Raw genomic sequence first — 19,814 nt, forward strand, 5'->3', positions numbered from 1 at the left:
CGGTGATCTTGCGGTCAACTGGTGCTCATGCCCCCGGACTCGCGCTGTTGCCGCGGCCGGGCCGTTTGCCGTGCCGTCGCAGGGGCTCGCCCAGCGGCATGCGTCCTCCAGACGGCCGGCTCGCCGCCGGGCCACTGGCTCAACCACACTGCCACCGGGCGGACTTCGTTCGGCCCCGGGGCGCGCGGGCGCAAGAACACCATGGGATCGGCGGCCCCAGGGTCGCGGCCGAGGCTCTCGCCGTCGCGGCCGACGCGGCATGGCTGTCACCACGTTCGAACAAAGGGAACTTCCACAAAATGTTGACACGCCTCTACCGGAAGGCTTCGACAGGGCGGACCATCCAGGTATCCGCCGGACACCTGACGCACCGTCTGCCGGGTGGATATGACCTGCCTGTCCTGCGCCCATCGGGAGGTATCACGACATGGATCCGCACAGCGACCGTCCTGCCACCCCGACGATTCAGCCCCCGACCCCCGCGCTCCCCGAGACATCGAGTCGCCGCGGCGTTCTCGCCGGCCTGGGCATGGCCGCGGCCGCTCCCTTCGTCCTCGGCGCTCGGCAGGCTCAGCCGAGGGACCGGGCGTCCGACGAGGGCGGCCCAGTGCCCCGGCCGACCTTGCTCCACAACGCCTCCCTGACGCTCACCATGGACACCACGCTAGGCAACGGGCCGCTGGGTCTGGTCGAGCACGCGGACGTCCTCCTCAGCGACGGCGTCATCGCGGCCGTCGGTACGAACCTCCCCACACCGCCCGGCACGAAGGTGATCGACGCCTCCGGCAAGCTGCTCATGCCGGGGTTCGTGGACATCCACACCCACCTGTGGCAGTCCTCGATGCGCGGCGGCTGCGCGAACCGCGACCTGTTCGGATGGCTGGCCGAGTGCAACCGGGGGACATTCCCCCGGATCACGCCGGCCGACATGTATCGGTTCGTGCGCCTGGCGGCCCTCGACACCGTTCAATCCGGTGTGACGACGGTCGTGGACTGGGTGGACGCCATCCCGTACGACACCACCGTGCAATACGTGCGGGCCCTGACCGACACCGGAGTGCGCTTCGCCTACGCCATGTTCCAGGCCGAGCCGCAGGCCACCCTCCTGACGCGGGTCAAGAAGGAACTGATCGACCCGTCCCCGCTGGCCTCGGCGCAGATCGCCACGCACGCCGCGCGGGCCCTCGAAGGACTCAACCGATTCCACTGGGAGATCGCGCAAGACCTGGGTGTCATGCTCAACAGCCACGTACTCGAACGCGTCGAACAACGCGCGGACGACCCGATCGGCGTGTTGACCGACATCGGCGCGCTGGGCCCGCGACTGCTGATGAACCACGCGATCCACCTGAGCGACGACGAGATCGCCGCCGTCGCCTCGCACGACGTACGGGCCGCGCACTGTCCCTTGAGCAACATGCGGCTCGCCTCGGGAGTCATGAGGCTGCCGGACCTCGGCCGGCAGGGCGTGAAGGTCGGTCTCGGCCAGGACGGCGGTACCAATGACACCTCGGACTTCTTCGCCCTGATGAAGGCCGCCATAGGCCTCCAACGGGCTCGTTCACTGCACGCCGATGTCTTCCCACAGGTTGAGGATGTGCTGTGGTCCGCAACGCTCGGCGGCGCCGGAGCGATCGGCATGGCCGACAGGATCGGCTCGCTGACCCCGGGCAAGAGAGCTGACCTCATCGTGATCGATCCCGCCACACTGAACTTCGCACCGCGCTTCGACTGGGTCAGCCAGATCGTCTTCAACGGCCGCCCCCAGAACGTACACACCGTCTTCGTCGACGGCCGCCCGCTCAAACTCGACGGCCGCCTGGTCGGAGTGGACACCGAGCGCATCGTACGAGAAGCGGAATCTGCCGCCGCCCGCCTACGGGATGCCGCGTGACGTAGGACAATCCGCTCGTTGCCCTGATCAGCTCCCGAGCGAAGCCATCGCTGAGGGGCAGGGTGATTGGTGTGGCGTGAGGTGTACTCGGCTCGCTCCGGCGAAGCGGAGGCGCGCGGCACGGTCGGAAGGCCGGGGGTTCCCGCGCCGGCCCAAGTCGCGGGCCGGCCACCATCCTGACGCGTTCGTTCCGGCAGACAGAGCGGGGGTGAAGAACCGAAAGCAGGGCAAGCGCCCCTTCGAAACGTCCAACGCCATGCACCAGGAGGAGCCGTGAGTGACTTCCAAAATGTGAGCCGACCGGACGAGACCAAGGCGGCGGCGACAGCACGCACGGTTCAGGAGAAGGCCGGTGAAGGGGCGTCGTTGGTCGGTGGCAAAGCCACCGAGGTGGGCGGTACGGCCAAGGAACAGGCAGCCAACGTGGTCGGTGAGGCCACCGCGCAGGCCAGGGACCTCGTCGGGGAGCTTCGTACCCAGCTGACCGGTCAGGCCGAAACGCAGACGCAGCGGCTGGCGGACAACGTACGCCGACTCTCGCTGGAGCTACGGGAGTTGAGTGAGAACGGAAAACCCGACTCCACCATGGCGGAAGTGGCCCGTCAGATAGCCGACGGCGGGCACCAGGTGGCCGCCCACGTGGAGAAGCGGGGCCCCGACGGGCTGATCGGCGACCTGCGGAATTTTGCCCGCCGCCGCCCGGGAGTCTTCCTGGCGGGTGCGGCTCTCGCCGGGTTCGTCGTCGCGCGGGCCGGCAAGAGCGTCAGCGCGGCTGCCTCGCCGGACGGCTCCGGCAGTACTTCGCACGAGCGCGTCGGCGCCGGTACCCCCACCACGATCGGGGGGCCGCCCACGGGGCTGGGTGACTCACTTTCAGTGGCCGTCCCCAGCGCTGACCGGAGCGGCATTCCCGCAGGTTACGAGGACCCCCTCGGACCCTATGGACAGTCGCAGCCGCCGCACGTCACCCCGGCGCCGCCGTCTTACCCGCCCGCGAGCCCGCGGCCTTACGGCGCTCCCCAGCAGCCCGGGGGAGGGATCTGAGCATGGCTCTCTCGTCCGATGATCGACCGATGGCGTCTGCCCCACCCCCAACCCCACCCCCAACCCCACCCCCAACCCCACCCCCAACCGCGCCCCCACTCCCGCCGCCGTCAACGGGCGCCGAGCCGTCTCTCGGTGATCTGATCAGTGAGATCGGCCAGGACCTGTCCCAGCTGGTCCGCGATGAGATCGAACTGGCCAAGGCGGAGGTGAAGGAGGAGTCCGGTAAAGCCGGCAAAGCGTTCGGCATGCTGGGCGGCGCCGGATACGCGGGACACGTGGCGCTCCTGTTCGGCAGTCTGACCGTCGTCTTCGCCCTCGCCAACGTCATGAACCCGGCGGGGGCGGCCCTGATCGTGACCGCCCTGTGGGCCGTGGTGGGCGGTGTCCTGTACATGAAGGGCCGAGAGCGGCTGAGGGCCGTCAACCTCAAGCCGGAACGCACCCTGGAAACCTTGAAGGAGGACGCCCGATGGGCCCGACACCCGATGAGCTGAGGAACGACGTGGAGTACCGGCGCGCGCACCTGGCGCGCAACGTCGACCTTCTCGCGGACAGGATGACCCCGAGCAAGGTGGCCCGACGCAAGGCCGCCTCGATGCGCGACCACGTGAGCGGAGTGAAGGAGCGTGTGATGGGCACGGCACACGACGTTGCGCACGGAACCACCGGGAGCCTGCATCAGGCTGCGGACAGCGCGGCGGGGACGGCCAGGGAGGCGGGCGGCAACGTTCAGGAGACCGTCCAGCAGGCCCCGGCGCGCATCAAACGGCAGACCCAGGGCAGCCCGCTGGCCGCCGGCTTGATGGCCTTCGGGGCCGGGATGCTCGCGGCAGCCCTGCTGCCTACCACTGAGGTCGAGGAGCAAGCGGGACAGCGGCTGCGCGAGCACTCGGACGAGCTGCTGGAACCCGTCAAGCAGACCGCTCTGCATGCCGCTCAGGAAGTCGGGGAAGAACTGAAGGAACCGGTTGCCGAGGCGGTTGAGTCGGTGAAGGGTACAGCTCAAGACGCCGTTTCCACGACGACCGAGCACGCGCGGAACGCAAGTGGCCAGACCGCCGATGAACTGCGCCGGATGGGAAGGGACACCGTTGCCGAGGTGTCCGATGACCCCGGAGCGCAGCGCCCTCCCCGGTAGAGCCGACGAGGAGTGGGCGGCTCGCCGGCTGGTGAGCTCCGTTCTGCCCGTACCCTCATGGACCCGAACCGGTGCCCCGGTTCGGGTCCATGAGGGTACATAGGGGGGTACGGGTCGTTCGGGAGGGGTTCGCGGCGGCGTGGGGGAGTTGCGTCGTTCCAGCGAAGTGGCGGTCTGTTTTCAGCCGGGCTGGTGGCCGGCCATGTCGCCGCCCGGGTCGTCGGCCAGTACCACGGCTGCCTTGATCCGTTTGCCCATCGGCTCGCGACGAACTTCGAAGCTTCGACAAAGGGCCATGACGATTTCCAGGCCGTGCTGGCCCACCCGCTCCGGGTCCGGCGCCCTGACGATAGGCATTCCCGGGTCACCGTCCCACACGGTGACCTCGACGGCCCCGTCCTCGACGTCCAGTGTCAGCAAACACAGACCCGGGGCGTGTTTGCGGGCGTTGGTCACCAGCTCGCTGACCACCAGCGCGACGATGTCCATCGCACGCTCGGACACGGGAAGCCCATGCACCGCCTGCACGTCGACCAGGAAGGCCCGGGCCAGGTCGCGCGCCTCGGCGATCTTCCTATCGCTCTCGAAGACGGCGGACACCGCCGTCAGGCCACCGGCCTGAGACTGCTGCCCCTGATCCGCTTCCGCCTGGTCCATGTGGCCCCCGCCTTAAACCCGAGTATCTTCACTCCGACTAAGGTCGCTTGCCCCTCCAGTCCAACCATATGCATCACCCGTGGACGATCTATATGTTGATCGGGAGTGAACCTCTTGCCGGCGGACGGCTCGGTCGTCGGCCGGGCCGCAGTGCCCGGTACGGGCGAGGCCGGCCCGGCTTACTTCATGGCGTCGGACGTGTTGCAACAGGAGGGTGTGGGGCGGCCCCGGCTGCCGTGTTGGCGGTTCAGCACCACTTGTCGGCGAGGTGGGGGACGACTTTCCGGCAGTAGTGGCAGGTGGTCTCGGCGTCCGTGTCCTCGGTCGCGCCGGAGCAGGTGGGGCAGTTTCCGCGTTCGAGGACCGGGCCGCGCTCGGCTGCGCAGGCGGGGCAGAGGTGTGCGATGACGTCGGGCGCGGGCGGGTGGCCCGGCAGGACCACGGATGCCGGCCGCAGGACCCAGCCTGCTTCCGTGATCAGGTCCTCGAACTGGGCATTGTCCTTGCCCTCGGGCTCCACGTACAGGGCGAGACAGCTCTCACGGTCGCAGGTCACGGCGTTGCGGATCATCGACTCTCCTTGGTTGTCGGCGTGGTTGACCTGGTCCGTGCGGGTGCCCGGGCGTCTGTGTTCCATGCGTTCGGGGAGCCATGAGTGCTGGGCGTCGCGCATTCCTCGGCGGTCGGCGGTCGGCGGTCGGCGGTCGGCGGTCGGCGAGGAGAGCGTTCGCCGGCTTGTTGGGCCCGCGGATCGTTCAGGTCGTGCCATTCGCCGACCGTCAGTGGCTGCGCAGACTCGTCCTGACCGGTCCGGGCTCAGACCAGCCGATGTGTGTCATGCGGGTCAGGGCAGCTCGACCAGTACCCCATGGCCGACGATCGCGACGGAGCCGCCGACCTCCACGGTGTGCACGGCCTCCCCGCGGCCGTGTGCGCTGACGGTCATTTCGCTGGGCCGGCCGGTGAAGCGGCCCTGCCGTAGCCGGGCGGGCTCTCCGTCGCCGATGCGGCCGTGGTGGCGCAGGTACGCGGCGGCGCAGGCCGCGCCGCTACCGGTGGCGGTGTCCTCGAGGAGGCCGTCGTTGGTCCAGTGCCGCCCTTCCATGGCGGTGACGTCGAGGAGGTACGCGAACCCGGCTCCGAGTCGGGCCAGCGGAGCGTCGAGCGGGATGGTGACGCGGGCGCGCGCCAGTGCGTCCCCCCGTACGGGCAGCACCAGGTAGCGCAGGCCGGTCGACACCGTCTCCGGGGGCAGGTCCGGGTCCAGGTCGCGGAGTTCGAGGGAGAACCAGGAGGCGATCTCGGCGGCGGTCGCGGGGTCCGTGCCATACGGCCGGCCGGCGAACTCGGCGGGTCCCAGGCGCAAGGTGCTCTCGTACTGCCGTGGTCCGCTGCGGTGGGTGGCGACCTCCACCGTACGGTCCCTCAGTCGCACGGTCCAAGTGGTCTCGTCGCCGGTGACGCGGGGGGCGCCCTCCAGGGCGTGCAGCACGCTCGCTGCGCCGATGAGGGGGTGACCCGCGAAGTCGAGTTCCCCGGCGAGGTCGAAGACCCGCGCCCGGTGGGTGCGCGGCCGTGAGTGGTCCCGGGTCAGGAACACCGATTCGAAGTGCCGCAGCTCCCAGGTGATGGCCAACATCTGGGCGGCGGTGAGGCCTTGGGCTTCGGGGAAGACGGCGAGACTGTTCCCGCTGTAGGGGCGGTCGGTGAAGACATCGACGTGGGTGTAGCGCACAGGGTGCTCCTTGGGTGGGACAGGGTTGGTGGGATAGAGCCGGTGGGCCAGTGAGCCGGTGGCTCGGTGAGCCGGTGGGACCGGGGGTTCAGGACCGGGCTGCCGCAGGGGCGTGGCGCAGCTCCTGCGCGCCCGGCAGTTCGCGCGCCGTCCGCACCGGCGAGAGGAGGACGGGGACGACGGCGAGGAGTTCACCCAGCGCCCCGGTCCACAGGGCGGCCCGGGCCCCGAACCGCTCTCCCAACAACCCTCCGACGAGCGCCCCCACCGGCATCGCCCCCCACACCAGGAAGCGGAAGGTCGCGGTCATCCGGCCCAGCAGCGGCTCGGGGCACAGCCCCTGGCGGTAGGAGACCGAGGAGACCTTGAAGGTCATGAAGGCGGTCCAGCCGAGCCCCTGGAGGGCGACAGCGACCGCGAACCGCCAGTCCGCCCGGTAGAAGGGCAGCGCGAGCAGCCACAGCAGGGCGCTGACGACCAGCGACGCGCACATGGCACGCCCCTGGCCGAACCCGGCGGCGATCCGCCGGGTGAGCAGGCTGCCGATCAGCCCGCCGACGGCTTCCGCGGTGAACACCGCGCCGCACAGCAGCGGGGACAGCCCGAGGTCACCGGCGAGCAGCACCAGGAGCATGGACGCGCCGATGGTCCCGCACAGGTTGGAGATGGCGGCGGCGAGGGAGAGGGCCCGCAGCGCACGGTTGCGGAAGACGAAGCGCAACCCTTCGCTGATCTCGGCGCGCAACGTCGTCCCCGGCCGCGGCCCGGGCCGCCTCCCGAGGGGGCCGACGCGCGACAGGAGGAGCGCCGAGACGGCAAAGCTGAGGGAGTCGGCGGCGAGGGCCACGGGCGCGGTCAGCGCGCCGACCATTGCTCCGGCCAGGCCGGGGCCGCCGACCTGGGTGATGTTGCGGGTGGCCTCCAGCCTGACGTTGGCCCGCACCAGCCCTTGCCCGCCCACCAGCCGCGGCAGTGCGCTCTGTGCTGCCACATCGAAGAAGACCGTGCACACCGACATCCCAAGCGCTACGGCGTAGAGCTGAAGGAGGGTCAGCGCCCCGAGCCAGGCCGTGACGGGGATCGACAGGAGCAGGGCGGCGCGGCCGAGGTCCCCCGCGACCAGCAGGGGACACAGGGGAAGCCGGTCCACCCAGGCACCGGCCGGCAGGCCGATGAGCAGGAAGGCCAAGTACTCGCAGACGACGAGCAGGCCCGTCTCGAAGGGGGTGGCGTCGAGGGTACCGATCGCCACCAGGGGAAGACCGAACAGGGTGATGGCGGAACCGGACTGGCTCACGGTGTCAGCGATCCACAGCGGGCGGAAGCCGGAACCGATGACCGGACGGCCACGCAGAGGACGGCCGGTGGCGCGGGGGCGGGGGTGCGTCATGGGTACGAAGATCGCCGGCCGTACCCGGGGCGGCCATTGTTTTAGTCTTGGCCGAAAGGTGGCAGACCGACGGGCGGGCTCGCGGGCGGCCGGAGGGGGCGGGGGATGGGTGTGGGTGAGGTTCGGTTCGGGGTGCGGGACGTCGCGGGCGTCAGGTTCGCGATATCGCCGCTCTGGGAGACCGTCACCAGTTTCTCCGCCGCCTCGGATCCGGGGAGACACGCCGTCCATCTGCCGTGGCTCAGATCGGTACGGGCGCTGCGGGAGGACCGGGCCTTGGCAGCGCGGACCGCGCCCTTGCGGGCTCTGGCCGTCCCCGATCCCCTACGAGCGGACTTCCCCAGCTTCCTGACGCCCCCTCCACGCTGCCCGCTGGCCGAATTCGAAGAGGAACTCGCGATCCTGCTGGCCAGCCCGGCCGAGGAGCCGGGCGTGGCTTTGCCGGAGCTGGCGGACGCCCTGAGCGCCTGGTGGGAAGCGGCGGTCCGGCCGTTCTGGCCCCGGATCCGAGCGGTCCTGGAGGCGGACATCGCTTATCGCACCCGGCAACTGGCCGAGGACGGCATCCAGGCGGTGCTCGGCCGCCTTCATCCCACGCTGCGCTGGACGGACGACCGCCTGCTCTTCCCCGACCTGCCCTCGGAGTTCCTCGACCTGGACGGTACGGGGATCACTCTCGCCCCCAGCGTCTTCGCGGTCCGCTGCCGGCTGCTGACCGGACCCGGGCCGACGCCGCCGGCCGCCGTCTACCCGTCGAGGGCGGTCGGCACCCTGTGGGAGCGCCGTGGCACGTCCGGCGAGGGGCTGGCCCGGCTGCTGGGCCGCAGCCGGGCCAGGCTGCTGGCGTTCACGAGCTCGCCTACCACCACGACCCAGCTGGCGGCCCGTACGGGGCTCAGCCTGGGCGCGGTCTCCCAGCACCTCACGGTGCTGCGCGAGGCCGGTCTCGTCACGAGCCACCGCTACCGGCGCGAGGTGCACTACGCCACGAGCGAGCTGGGCGACGCGCTGCTGGAACGAGCGTAGGCCTCCCGCCAGGGCCGGTGAACGACGGGTTCCGGAGTCACCGCCGCACCCCCAAACGTATTCCGGCGTCAGTGACTTCCCGTGACTTCCCGGGCACCACGACCGGAGCCGCGGACGGACGGCCTCGACAGTGACGTGTCTGGCCCGCTTCCTACACCCTCCACGGCATCGCGGCCGCGGTCCGCGGAAGTGCCGAGGCCGGAACGACGACCTTGCGCCACCGGCCCCCCCTACCGACCTGCCCGACGGCCGTCCGGGACTGCCCGTTACTGCGACCGCCCCGCCGTGGCGACGACCGGCCGCCGTTCACTACTGTCACAGCAGGAAAGGGAGTGGACATGGCACTGGTGCGAAAGGGATCGCGGCTGATCACTGTCGACGGCACCACCTACCGATGGCGCTTGCGTGGGCGACCCACCTACGGCCAGGGTTTGGTCCAGTCACCTCTCACCTACGCGGCAGAGCACGCCGACTCTCCCGGAACCACATTGGTGATCACCACTGACCAGCCCCATCCCAGCAACTGGCTGGGAGCCCGAGGAAGCCCGGTCCTGCCGGCCCAGGTCGCCGACAGCATCCGCACCGCTCTCACCAACGGCTGGACGCCACGAGCCGCAGGCCTACCCTTCCACCTCGACCGGTCGGACGGATTCGTCTCGTCTCACTGACCCACCCCCCACCCAAAAACTCACCGGCCCGGCCACCGGCGCCGGCCAACGAAAGCCCGAGCGGTCAACCGCGGGCGCCATTCGATGCGGCCTGGTCGATCCCACCCGTGCCGGACTGTCGAATCAGTGGGCCCAGGGCAGTCGTACGGCTTCGATCTCCGAGTCGTCGAGGAGGGCTTCGACGAGTGGGGTCGGGCCGGCGAGCTTGGTGGCCCACAGGTCGTAGTCCGTGCACAGGACCCAGGACCGGTCGTGCGCCCAGAAGTTGGACGGCGTCCACCACTCTTCGTCGGGGTGGTCGTACAACGCCTTGGCGTCCGCGAGCCGTCCGGCCCGGACGTGCAGGTTGTCGAAGTCCTCGGCCCCTTGGCCCAGTGGGGTGTAGTACGCGAGGCAGCGGGTGTCCGCGCCCTGAGGGCTGTGCTCGGTGAGGATCTCGATCAGCCGGTTCCAGTCGGCACGGTTCAGGCTGCCCTCGGACGGGCCGGTGATGCCGACCGGCCCGCCGCCCGGCTCGCGGAGCGAAGGGAAGGACGTGTGGCAGGGTAGGCGGCCCTCGGCGGCCACGGGTCCTCCGGTCCGCCGGGCGAGCTCTGCCCAGCGCAGCCGGCGCCAGCGTGGCCCAGGGTACTCGCCTCTGGACGGGGCGAATGTGTCCGAGGGATCGACGAATACCTCTGCGGGGTCGAGGTCCGGGAGGATCTCGTAGCCGGCGCTCTTGCTGTTCAGGAAGGCCCGCTGGTACTCGACGTACGTCATGTCGAACGGCCCGAGTTCGTGCTCGTACATGGAGTGGAGCACCCAGGCCGCGTCGGGCAGCGCCGGCGGCATGAACCCGGTGAGCCCGTCGTCGTCGGCCAGTTCCCGCAGCCCGTCGGTCTCCGCAGATGCGGCGAGCGGCCAGCGGGCGGTTGCCAGAGCCGCTGAGGTCTCGTACATCAGCTCAGGATATGTGTACGGGGTCCAGCGCTGCCGAGTCGCGACGCAGGGCGCCGGCACTCCGGATCGTTCGTCGCGGTGAGACGTCCCCACCCCAGCCGCCGGCGGGGGCACGTCCGAAAGCGGGCACGGCCGGCTCGCCCTCCGGAGAGGGCATCGGTTGCCCGGACCGGGGGCGCCGGCCGGTCTTCGCGCAGGTGCGGTCCGTCCAAACGGCGGATTCGGGGCGATGCCTGGATGCGGCAGTACGCCATCACCGGCGCGCGCTGGCAGGTCCGTCCGAGGCGGCCGGGGATCGGGGGTCCCGAGTAAGTGGCGCTCCGACCTGTCAGGTTGGGCAGGGGCGGGCGGCCCGGCACTGGCCCGATGTGTCCGCTCAGCGAACCTTGAACGCCGAATTCAGGACTGGATTCGGCCAATTCATGACGCGCTCCTGACAAAGATCGAGATGGCTGGCAATCTCTGTCCATCCCCAGCACGGAACAGCTCCGCACGCTCTGCCCGGCCGGCCTCATTCCAGCCGCCCGGTAACCCCCCACACGCAGAAGGAGTCCGCGTGAAATCCACGTCTCGTCGTCATGCCACCGCCACCGCCAGCCTGCTCGCCGCAGCCGCCATGCTCACCGTAGGTGTCCAGGCGGGCAGCGCCAGCGCGCAGCCCGACGGAACCGCGAACGCCGCTGCCCCCAAGGGCCAGCCGGTACGCAACCCGGGCGCACTGCCCGCTCAGCTCTCCCCGTCCCAGCGCGCCGAGCTCATAGCCAAGGCCCAGAGCACCACGGCCGCCACGGCCAAGGAGCTCGGCCTCGGCGCCCAGGAGAAGCTGCTCGTCCACGATGTGGTCAAGGACCAGGACGGTACCACCCACACCCGGTACGAGCGCACGTACGAGGGACTCCCGGTCCTCGGCGGCGACTTGGTCGTCAGCCGTACGGCGGCCAACACGACCCGGAGCGTGTCCAAGGCGTCCTCCGCCCAGCTCCAGGGCATCTCCACCACCGCCCCGGCCGACGCTCCGGCGGCCGCCTCCACGCAGGCTCTCGACGCCGCGAAGGCCGTGGGCTCCAAGGCCGCGAAGACCGACGTCGCGCCCCGCAAGGTCGTGTGGATGGCGAACGGCGTGCCGACCCTCGCGTACGAGACCGTCGTCGGCGGGCTCCAGGACGATGGCACCCCGAACCAGCTCCACGTCATCACCGATGCCAAGACGGGCGCGAAGCTCCACCAGTGGCAGGGCATCGAGACCGGTGTCGGCAACACCCACTACAGCGGCCAGGTCACCCTCGGCACCTCGCAGTCCGGTTCGAGCTTCACGCTGAACGACGCGGCCCGCGGCGGCCACAAGACGTACAACCTGAACCACGGGACGTCCGGCACGGGTTCGCTCTTCACCCAGTCCACCGACACCTGGGGCAACGGCGCCAACTCCAACGCCGCCACCGCCGGCGCCGACGCCGCCTACGGCGCCGGGGTCACCTGGGACTTCTACAAGAACGTCCTCGGCCGCTCGGGCATCCGCGGCGACGGCGTCGCCGCCTACTCCCGCGTCCACTACGGAAACGCGTACGTCAACGCGTTCTGGGACGACGGCTGCTTCTGCATGACGTACGGTGACGGAACGGCCAACAACGACCCGCTCACCTCGCTGGACGTCGCCGGTCACGAGATGACGCACGGCGTCACCGCCGCCACCGCCGGCCTCAACTACAGCGACGAGTCGGGCGGCCTGAACGAGGCGACCTCCGACATCATGGGCACCTCGGTCGAGTTCTACGCCAACAACCCCAGCGCGCCGGGCAACTACCTCATCGGCGAGCAGATCAACATCAACGGCAACGGCACTCCTCTGCGGTACATGGACAAGCCGAGCAAGGACGGCGGTTCCGCGGACAGCTGGTACTCCGGCGTCGGCAGCCTCGACGTCCACTACTCCTCGGGCCCGGCGAACCACTGGTTCTACCTGGCCTCCGAGGGCTCCGGCGCCAAGACGGTCAACGGCTTCAGCTACAACTCGCCGACCTCCGACGGCCTGCCCGTCACCGGCATCGGCCGGGACAAGGCCCAGCTCATCTGGTACAAGGCGCTCACCACCAAGTTCAACTCCAGCACCGATTACAAGGGCGCCCGCGACGGCACGATCGCCGCGGCCACCGAGCTGTACGGGGCGGGCAGCGCCGAGGTCACCAACGTCACCAACGCCTGGGCCGCCGTCAACGTGGGTGCCCGCTCGAACGGCGGCACCCCCACCCCGGGGAAGGTCTTCGAGAGCACCACCCGCGTGGCCATCCCGGACTCCCCGGGCCCGGCGGTCACCTCGTCGGTGAACGTCACCGGAATCACCGGCAACGCGCCGAGCACCCTCGCGGTCGGCGTGAAGATCACCCACACCTACATCGGTGACCTCCAGATCGACCTCGTGGCTCCCAACGGGACCTCGTACCGCCTGCAGAACTCCTCCTCGGACTCCACGGCGAACCTGGACAAGACGTACACCGTCAACGCCTCGGCCGTGGCCGCCAACGGCACCTGGAAGCTGAAGGTCCAGGACAAGGGCGCCGCGGACGTCGGCACCATCACGGACTTCAAGCTCACCTTCTGAACAGCCGACTACTCATGACCTGAAGGTGCCCGGAGCCTCCACGGCTCCGGGCACCTTCTTTTCACAGCCCCACCCGTGCCCGGGCGAATGCCGGGAGTCGGGGGGATGCGGGGCGTTTTCAGTGCCGACCGGGCAGCTGCTCCACGAATGCCCGGAAGTCGGCGGTGTCGGGGCCGATGAGCGGGTCGCCGTGGGCGAAGCCGATGGCGGCGATGTCGTCCGGTAGGGCGGCGAGGCTGCCGACGCGCAGATCGGGCTCGGCGGCCAGGGCCGGGAGGCCGAGGGCGAGCTGGCAGCGGTTGAAGACCGCGTCGCCGAGCAGGACGGTGCGGCTGGGCTCGTGGAGCCACCGGCGAACTGGAGCGCGCCCAGGCGATACTGGACGAGCACGAGGGCGTCATCGCGGCCTTCGAAGGCGGGGACACGAACCGGGCGTTGAGCCTGCCGGCGGCCCACCGCCAGGGCGGACGGGCGGACTTCCACCGGCTCCTCGCAGCTCACCCCGCGCCGTAGGCACATCCGGTCCGGGCTGCGGCGGGCTGCGGACCGGGGCTGGGGGCCGTAGCGCCACATCGATCGCTGTTTTGTCCCGAAGGAACCGCCGACCGTCACCGGCATGCCGGTCCCATCGTGACGTCAGTCAGCGCCCCGTCCGCCGGGAGCGGGGGCGGGGCCGGTGTCGTCGTCGCCACCGGGGAGGGGTTGTTCGGCCCAGATGGTTTTGCCGCGGGAGTGGTAGCGGGTGCCCCATAGTTGGGCCAGCTGCGCGACCATGAACAGTCCCCGTCCTCCCTCGTCGGTGACCAGGGCACGCCGGATGTGAGGGGAAGTGCTGCTGGCGTCGGTCACCTCGCAGATCAGAGTCCGGTCACGGATCATCCGCAGCCGGATCGGTGGGGCGCCGTACCGGACGGCGTTGGTGACGAGTTCGCTGACCAAGAGTTCCGTGGTGAAGTCGAGGTCTTGCAGTCCCCACTCCGCCAGTTTCGCGGTCGTGAGGGCGCGAGCCCGCCCGACGATCTCGGGTACGGAATCGAGGTCCCAGGTGACGTGGTGGTCCGTGGCCAAGGCGCGGACGCGCACGGCGAGGAATGCCACATCCTCATCCGGGCGGGACGCGATGATCCGGTTGGTCATCCGGTCACAGATGTCGTAGAGCGCGCGATCGGGGCGGGACGGCTCGGAGGTCGCGGGCTGTGCTGCTTCCGCCAATGCCTGCCGGGCCGGCTGCGCGACCGGACCGGTGCCCGAGCCGATGTTCTGGTCCGACGGTTTCACCAGGTCTTCGGTGCACAGCACGAGAAGATCTCCGTCATCCAGAATCAGCTCACCGCTCTCGAACGGAGCCCCGCCCATGCCCAGAGGCGGACCGCCCGGCAGATCGATGAGATCGCGGCTCCCGTTGCGCGAGATCAGTGCCGGCGCCGGATGGCCCGCACGCGCCACCACGCAGGACCTTGAGATCGGATCGAACACGGCGTACACACAGGTCGTACCAGCCGCCCTGCCGGTGAACTCCGCGTCGTGCTCGTCGACTTGGAACCGATTGACCTGGTCGTCCAGGTGGGTGAGCAACTCCTCGGGGGACAGGCCCAGGTCCGCGAGGGTACGTACCGCGGTGCGAAGCCGCCCCATGGTCACCGCCGAGTGCAGGCCCTGCCCCGGGACATCGCCCACCACCAGCGCGACCTGCGCCCCGGAAAGCGGAATCACGTCGAACCAGGCACCACCCAGCTGCGTGTGCCCGTTCGCGGGAATGTACCGGGACACCGCCTCCACCGCTGCGAGAGCGGGCAGCTCCTGCGGCAGGAGGGTGCGCTGAAGTGCCAGAGCCGTCTTGCGTTCCTGCGTGTAGCGGCGGGCGTTGTCGATGCAGACGGCGGCACGCGCCACGATCTCCTGCGCCAGCAGGACGTCGTCCTGCTCGAACGGGCGGCTCGGCCGGTAACGGATGAATTCCACCGCACCCAAGACAGCGCCCCTCGCGGACATCGGGACCAGCAGCCACGAGCAGATGGCCTCCTCCAACACCTCGGCGGCCGCCTGAGGATCACCCGGTTCGAGTTCCGCGGCGAACTCCTCACCCGTCAGCAGCAGAGGCCGCCCCTCGGTCATGACCCTCTCGTACAGCTGCGCGGCGCCCGAGATGAACGGGTCCACCTCGCCCGTCGCGGCCGCCGTGGCCGCCGGGCTGCCGGGAACGGTGGCCAGGGCCGTACGCCGCAGGGGCATGGCCTCCACCACCGGACCGGTCACCGGCTCCTGGCCGCCGAACACGGGACTCAGCAGGTTCACGTAAGCGTGATCGGCGAAGCGCGGGACGGTCACGTCACACAGCTCTTGGGCGGTCGGCACCACATCCAGTGTGGTGCCGATCCGCGTGCTGGCAGAATTCACCAGCGCCAGGCGCTCGTGGGCCCGGGCCCGCTCGGTCACGTCGGTCACCGTACGGGCCAGCGCGATCACCTGCCCGTTGGAATCGCGCAGCGGAAGGATCGTCTCCGACCAGATGTACTCATGGCCGGGGTCATCGGGGGAGCGACCGCGCAGCTCCGTCCGGATCAGGGCCTCACCGGAGTCCAGGACCTGCCTCTGCCGCGCCTCGAACGCATCGGTGTCCAGCAAACCCGGTGGCGCGACCTCGGCCATCGTGTGGCCGGTGAAGTCCTTGCCCCCGAACCATCCCGTACGACGCCACCCGGCGTTCTGCGCCAGGAAGCGCAGCTCGGTGTCGAAGACGTCGATGTCGAACGGCGACTCCGTGAACAGGCCCCGCACCAGTGCGGCGCCGAGTTCCCGGCGCCGGGCTTCGTCCGCGTCCGCCGCCCGCACCAACCATCGGCACTCACCTCCGGTCCACACCAGGCGGCGGCCCTCAAGCACGACCTCCACGGGGCGGCCGCTACGGTGCCTCAGCACGACCGCACCGAGCCGCACCGCCTCCGCCCCTCCGTTTCGCAACCGGACCGCGAGGCCGGCGACGTCCGACTCGTCGACCAGCAGATCGGCGCCCCGCAGCCCCAGCACCTCCTGCCCCGCATAGCCCAGCAGACGCTCCGCAGCCGGCGTCCAAGCGGTCAGCACGCCCCGGCCGTCCACGATGACGTATGCGTCATCGCCCGGCTCCCTCAGCGGGCCGTCACGGCCATCAACCAGGGGGTCTCTCATCGCTCCGCCCCATTCGGTGCCCTGCTGGTTCGGGTAGGGCCTCATTCTCCCGCTTCGTTCCCATCATCCGCCTCGGCACCGGGCCCGCACCGTCGCCACCACGCGTGTCGGGCAGGGCCGGCGCTGTGCGGCGCGGTGCTCCCTGGCACGGGCGCGTTGTGGAGGAACCGGAAGCGGACGAAGCGGTTACTCCGCGGTAGGGCCTGCCGGCCGGCCTCTATACGGCGACCGCCGGCCACACCATCCACTTCCATCAGCTCCAGCGCGGCACCTCCGACCGCATCCGCAATCGGGGCGTGAACGAACGCACCGGCAAGGAACTCGAACTCGACGAGATCGCCCCGGGCCGCTCCCAGGCGCTGGAGATCTCCGGCTTCGTAGACCTGGACGAGATCGAGTCGATCTTCTTCGACAAGACCTACTACCTGGGCCTGCGAGGCAAGGGCTTCGAAAAGGTCTACGGCCTCCTGGAGCAGGCCCTCGCGAAGTCAGGCGAGGCCGGGATCGCGACCTTCGTGATGCGCCAGCACGAGTCAAGATGGCCGAGCAACTCATCCGGGCGCTGTTGATGGCATGGGACCCGGAGCGATTCCCCGTCAGCTTCCAGGAGAAGGTCACCGCCCTGATCCAGGCCAAGCAGGCAGGCGGCACCGTTGAGAAGGCCGAGCCCGTGGCCACGCCCACCGGCGCCGTCGACCTCATGGAAGCCCTGCGCGCCGGCGTCGAACGGGCCCGCAGCCCCAAGCCGGCCGCGGGGGAGAAGACCGCCGCCTCGACACGCGGCCGTACGAGCGGTTCCGGCGCGGGCAGCGCGAAGAAACCGGCGGGCAAGAGGCGGGATCCGCTCCTCACCGAAGACCGAGGACCTCGGCGGGCTGACTAGGGCCGACCTCTACAAGAAGGCCGCCGCGGACATCCCCGGTCGCTCCCGCATGACCCGCGACGACTTGGTCGAAGCAATCAAGAGGGCCTCCTGAGGGCTGTCCCGTAAACGCGGGTCCATTGCGATGACCTGGGAGTCCTCGGCCGTGGGGCCGGCCATGTCTGCGCCGGGGGCGCCTGCCAATAACACCGCTGCCTGATGCGATTGCCTACCGGTTCGGCGCCGGATCGCCGCGGACGGCTCCTCTGTTTCCGGCGCGATCACGCCGACGTCTCCACAGCGGCCCGCCATACCGGGCTGTCGACGTAGTGGTTGTCGAAGCGCTCCGCGTTTTCGGCGATCTCCTTGGCGTCTGCCTCGCCCCGCATCACCCGGCTCAACAGACGCAGGTAGTCGAACCGGTCCATGCCCGAGGTGAATACGAACAGGACGTCTGCCGTGGCCCCCGGCGCGGCGGCGAAGGCGTGCGGGGTGTGCGGCGGCACCGCGAGGAAGTCCCCCTCGTTCAGGATGGCGATCTCCTCTCCCACCAGTACCTGCAGGGATCCGCTGATCACGAAGAACAGCTCCGTCGCCTTGGTGTGGAAGTGGGCCGGTGCGCCCACCGCGCCTTGGGCGAAGGTGGACCGGTAGCTGGTGAAGCCCACGTCGGCGGTGTCGCCCGGCTCACCCAGCAGTCGCATGACGCTGCTCGGGTCGGCGCAGGTCTCCGCCTCCGCGTGGCGGGTCAGCAGGGCCTGGGAGGGGGTGGGGGTCGTGCTCTTCTGCTTGTTCATGATCATGACGATGCCGCCCAACTGGTCTGCTCAGCAGTCCAATCAACCGCCGTGAACATGGGCCAATTACTGGAGCGTCCTTCGGATGCGGACGGTCGCGCCGGCACTCCGGGAGTTGTGCGGGCCGGCGGGACCGGCGTCACGGCTGAGGGGGAGTGGACCGTCCAGAACGCCTCTCCGAGACGTTCGAGGCCGATGATCGTGAAACTGCTACGCGGGGTCTTCCTCCGGCCTCTCGCCTGGTGCTTCCATCGCGACGCTCGCTTCGGGCTCACCCTTGCGCCAGGTAGCGGTCACCTTGAGGGTGGCGCTGCCCCCCGCTTCGGTCACCACGCTCACCAACTGACCGCTTTTGACCGCGATTTCGATGCCGAATTCGAGAGTCACTTCGTCCGGGGCGGCGCGCCGCAGTCCCGATCTGACGCTGTGTGTGATGGTGTCCAACGTCTGGGGAAGATCGCCGAGCTGCCGTGACAGGCGGTCTCCGAAGCCGGTGTCCCGGGGACCCTCGTCGTCGTCGTTGACGCGTACCCATATTGAGGTTCCGTCTGGCATGACTGCCTGGACCGCATCGGACACGTGTCTCCTCCGGTTCAACTCACCGACTACAGAAGATGTTTGGTTCTCGGCGACGCCTGGCGTCCGGGCACTTACAATCATCACACGGTCACGAAGGGGAGTGGTCATGATTGGCCAAAATGCCCGATTATCGCCGGAGAGGGTCTATCTCTCCGATGTCGAGATCCACTTACAGTCCCCGATTGCGAACGCCGAGGACCTGCGGGCACGCGTGCTCTTCCACGCAGTGCTGTCCGACACCCTGCTCATCGGTGATTCGCAGGCGCTCAACACTCCTCTCTTCCGTGCCCTCGTGTCCTCTCACGAAGCCGACGGCCTGGGCGTTCGATCGGATCTCGCGCCGCTCCTGAGCGGCGGCCGCATCCGGGTCGCGTGCAGGGACGACAAGACGCTGACGGCCGTGCGCGGGGATCAGAAGAGACGCCAAGTCAAAAACATGCCCAGTGCCGCATACGCGGAACTGATGGACCGCATGACGCGCGCGCATGTCGTCAGCTATCGCCTGGACGCCGTAGCGGCCGCCTTCAAGGGCGGAGTGGCCCGGCTGCTGGAGGAGCGCAGGCGCAACGCCGAGGGGCAGACCCGCGCAACGTTCGACGCGGCCCTGAATTTCGTGAAGGAACAGGAGCCGCTGTACTTCACCGCGGTCAAGGACTGGGAGGAGTCGTATCGGGCCGAGGCGCCGGGGAGCACAGAGGTCGTGCTCGCTCTGGCCGTCGTGGACCGAGCCGCGGGTGAGTCCTACCGCGAGGCACTCCCTCACGTGCTGGCGGCCGGGACCGCGGCGCCGCGCGGTGTCGACCTGCCCACCACCGCTGCGACTCGAACGGCCTTGGAGTACACCACGCTGCCCGGCAGCATTCTCGATGGGTTCTTGCTCGGCAGATTGCCGGTCGAGGTGTATTTGGAAGCCACTGAGCAGCCGTCCCGAAGTGCCCTCGTACACGAACTGGGCCTGTTGCGCCGCGGCGGCCAACCGGATCTGTCCCGTCTGATGGAAGCCATGACCGAGTTCAGCACGTGGATGCAGGAGGCATTCGTCCGCGCCTTTCATGACACCGACGAACGCGCACGGGCGGTCCTGAACGGCAACCGCAACCTGATGCGTTTCGGAATCTCCCAGGACTCACTGACCGGGGCCCTCGGAGCCGGCCTCGATGTTCCGACGGCCAACGCGGAGGAGGACTACCTCGACCTGCGTGTTGTCGACCGGAGTGTGTCAGCCGTCGACGGCGCGGCCGACATCGGAGAACTCGATGCGCGGCAGATGCGGCAGCGCGTGATCACGGGTGCATATGCCGGCTGAGCGAGAACC

18 protein-coding genes are annotated in these 19,814 nt (G+C 69.6%); 10 read left to right on the forward strand and 8 right to left on the reverse strand.

Annotation, left to right across the window (positions count from 1 at the left end):
- The first annotated feature begins 427 nt into the window (after positions 1–427).
- From ACV7NM_RS30770 to ACV7NM_RS30785, 4 genes are all read left to right on the forward strand, one after another.
- Positions 428–1,894: an amidohydrolase family protein gene (locus tag ACV7NM_RS30770; protein ID WP_463413381.1), complete on the forward strand. Its 1,467-nt coding sequence runs from the start codon at positions 428–430 to the stop codon at positions 1,892–1,894.
- A 273-nt stretch (positions 1,895–2,167) separates the two neighbouring features.
- Positions 2,168–2,938 carry a hypothetical protein gene (locus ACV7NM_RS30775; protein ID WP_463413382.1) on the forward strand — a complete coding sequence of 257 codons (771 nt, stop codon included), beginning with the start codon at positions 2,168–2,170 and terminating at the stop codon, positions 2,936–2,938.
- 29 nt (positions 2,939–2,967) lie between these two features.
- Positions 2,968–3,435, forward strand: a complete 468-nt coding sequence (locus ACV7NM_RS30780) for a phage holin family protein (RefSeq protein WP_463413383.1) — start codon at positions 2,968–2,970, stop codon at positions 3,433–3,435.
- Positions 3,411–4,079: a DUF3618 domain-containing protein gene (locus ACV7NM_RS30785; protein WP_463413384.1), complete on the forward strand. Its 669-nt coding sequence runs from the start codon at positions 3,411–3,413 to the stop codon at positions 4,077–4,079. The genes ACV7NM_RS30780 and ACV7NM_RS30785 overlap by 25 nt, the downstream gene beginning before the upstream one ends.
- A gap of 180 nt (positions 4,080–4,259) precedes the next feature.
- Here the strand turns inward: ACV7NM_RS30785 and ACV7NM_RS30790 are convergent, their stop codons facing one another.
- The 4 genes from ACV7NM_RS30790 to ACV7NM_RS30805 all read right to left on the reverse strand — a co-directional run bounded on the left by ACV7NM_RS30790 (position 4,260) and on the right by ACV7NM_RS30805 (position 7,861).
- Positions 4,260–4,736 (reverse strand): ATP-binding protein, encoded by a 477-nt coding sequence (locus ACV7NM_RS30790; RefSeq protein WP_463413385.1) that lies wholly within the window; start codon positions 4,734–4,736, stop codon positions 4,260–4,262.
- Between the two features lie 247 nt (positions 4,737–4,983).
- Entirely contained in the window at positions 4,984–5,373 is a 390-nt protein-coding gene (locus tag ACV7NM_RS30795) for a hypothetical protein (RefSeq protein ID WP_463413386.1), read from the reverse strand.
- A 207-nt stretch (positions 5,374–5,580) separates the two neighbouring features.
- Positions 5,581–6,471, reverse strand: coding sequence for a PhzF family phenazine biosynthesis protein (locus ACV7NM_RS30800; RefSeq protein ID WP_463413387.1), 891 nt, complete (start codon positions 6,469–6,471; stop codon positions 5,581–5,583).
- A gap of 88 nt (positions 6,472–6,559) precedes the next feature.
- Positions 6,560–7,861, reverse strand: a complete 1,302-nt coding sequence (locus tag ACV7NM_RS30805) for an MFS transporter (RefSeq protein ID WP_463413388.1) — start codon at positions 7,859–7,861, stop codon at positions 6,560–6,562.
- A gap of 105 nt (positions 7,862–7,966) precedes the next feature.
- On the opposite strand from ACV7NM_RS30805, the gene ACV7NM_RS30810 reads away from it, so the two are divergent.
- Both ACV7NM_RS30810 and ACV7NM_RS30815 read left to right on the forward strand, forming a co-directional pair.
- Positions 7,967–8,887 carry an ArsR family transcriptional regulator gene (locus tag ACV7NM_RS30810; protein ID WP_463413389.1) on the forward strand — a complete coding sequence of 307 codons (921 nt, stop codon included), beginning with the start codon at positions 7,967–7,969 and terminating at the stop codon, positions 8,885–8,887.
- A gap of 338 nt (positions 8,888–9,225) precedes the next feature.
- A complete protein-coding gene (locus tag ACV7NM_RS30815; RefSeq protein ID WP_463413390.1) occupies positions 9,226–9,555 on the forward strand; it encodes a hypothetical protein in 330 nt (109 codons plus the stop codon).
- Between the two features lie 123 nt (positions 9,556–9,678).
- On the opposite strand, the gene ACV7NM_RS30820 is transcribed toward ACV7NM_RS30815, so the two are convergent.
- Positions 9,679–10,494, reverse strand: coding sequence for a hypothetical protein (locus tag ACV7NM_RS30820; RefSeq protein WP_463413391.1), 816 nt, complete (start codon positions 10,492–10,494; stop codon positions 9,679–9,681).
- 556 nt (positions 10,495–11,050) lie between these two features.
- Between ACV7NM_RS30820 and ACV7NM_RS30825 the strand changes: the two genes are divergently transcribed.
- Positions 11,051–13,093, forward strand: a complete 2,043-nt coding sequence (locus ACV7NM_RS30825) for a M4 family metallopeptidase (RefSeq protein ID WP_463413392.1) — start codon at positions 11,051–11,053, stop codon at positions 13,091–13,093.
- Between the two features lie 636 nt (positions 13,094–13,729).
- Here the strand turns inward: ACV7NM_RS30825 and ACV7NM_RS30830 are convergent.
- Positions 13,730–16,306: a SpoIIE family protein phosphatase gene (locus tag ACV7NM_RS30830; protein ID WP_463413393.1), complete on the reverse strand. Its 2,577-nt coding sequence runs from the start codon at positions 16,304–16,306 to the stop codon at positions 13,730–13,732.
- 251 nt (positions 16,307–16,557) lie between these two features.
- On the opposite strand from ACV7NM_RS30830, the gene ACV7NM_RS30835 reads away from it, so the two are divergent.
- Both ACV7NM_RS30835 and ACV7NM_RS30840 read left to right on the forward strand, forming a co-directional pair.
- Positions 16,558–16,830, forward strand: a complete 273-nt coding sequence (locus tag ACV7NM_RS30835; protein WP_463413394.1) for a Ku protein — start codon at positions 16,558–16,560, stop codon at positions 16,828–16,830.
- Positions 16,800–17,144 (forward strand): hypothetical protein, encoded by a 345-nt coding sequence (locus tag ACV7NM_RS30840; protein ID WP_463413395.1) that lies wholly within the window; start codon positions 16,800–16,802, stop codon positions 17,142–17,144. The genes ACV7NM_RS30835 and ACV7NM_RS30840 overlap by 31 nt, the downstream gene beginning before the upstream one ends.
- 260 nt (positions 17,145–17,404) lie before the next feature.
- Here ACV7NM_RS30840 and ACV7NM_RS30845 read toward each other — a convergent pair whose 3' ends face one another.
- Positions 17,405–17,920 (reverse strand): cupin domain-containing protein, encoded by a 516-nt coding sequence (locus ACV7NM_RS30845; protein ID WP_463413396.1) that lies wholly within the window; start codon positions 17,918–17,920, stop codon positions 17,405–17,407.
- Between the two features lie 210 nt (positions 17,921–18,130).
- Positions 18,131–18,499, reverse strand: coding sequence for a CU044_2847 family protein (locus ACV7NM_RS30850; RefSeq protein ID WP_463413397.1), 369 nt, complete (start codon positions 18,497–18,499; stop codon positions 18,131–18,133).
- 106 nt (positions 18,500–18,605) lie between these two features.
- Here ACV7NM_RS30850 and ACV7NM_RS30855 point away from each other — a divergent pair, with 106 nt between their 5' ends.
- Positions 18,606–19,805, forward strand: a complete 1,200-nt coding sequence (locus tag ACV7NM_RS30855; RefSeq protein ID WP_463413398.1) for a hypothetical protein — start codon at positions 18,606–18,608, stop codon at positions 19,803–19,805.
- The last annotated feature ends 9 nt before the right edge of the window (positions 19,806–19,814 follow it).

The sequence above is a fragment of the Streptomyces sp. Tek67B01 genome (assembly GCF_055231995.1).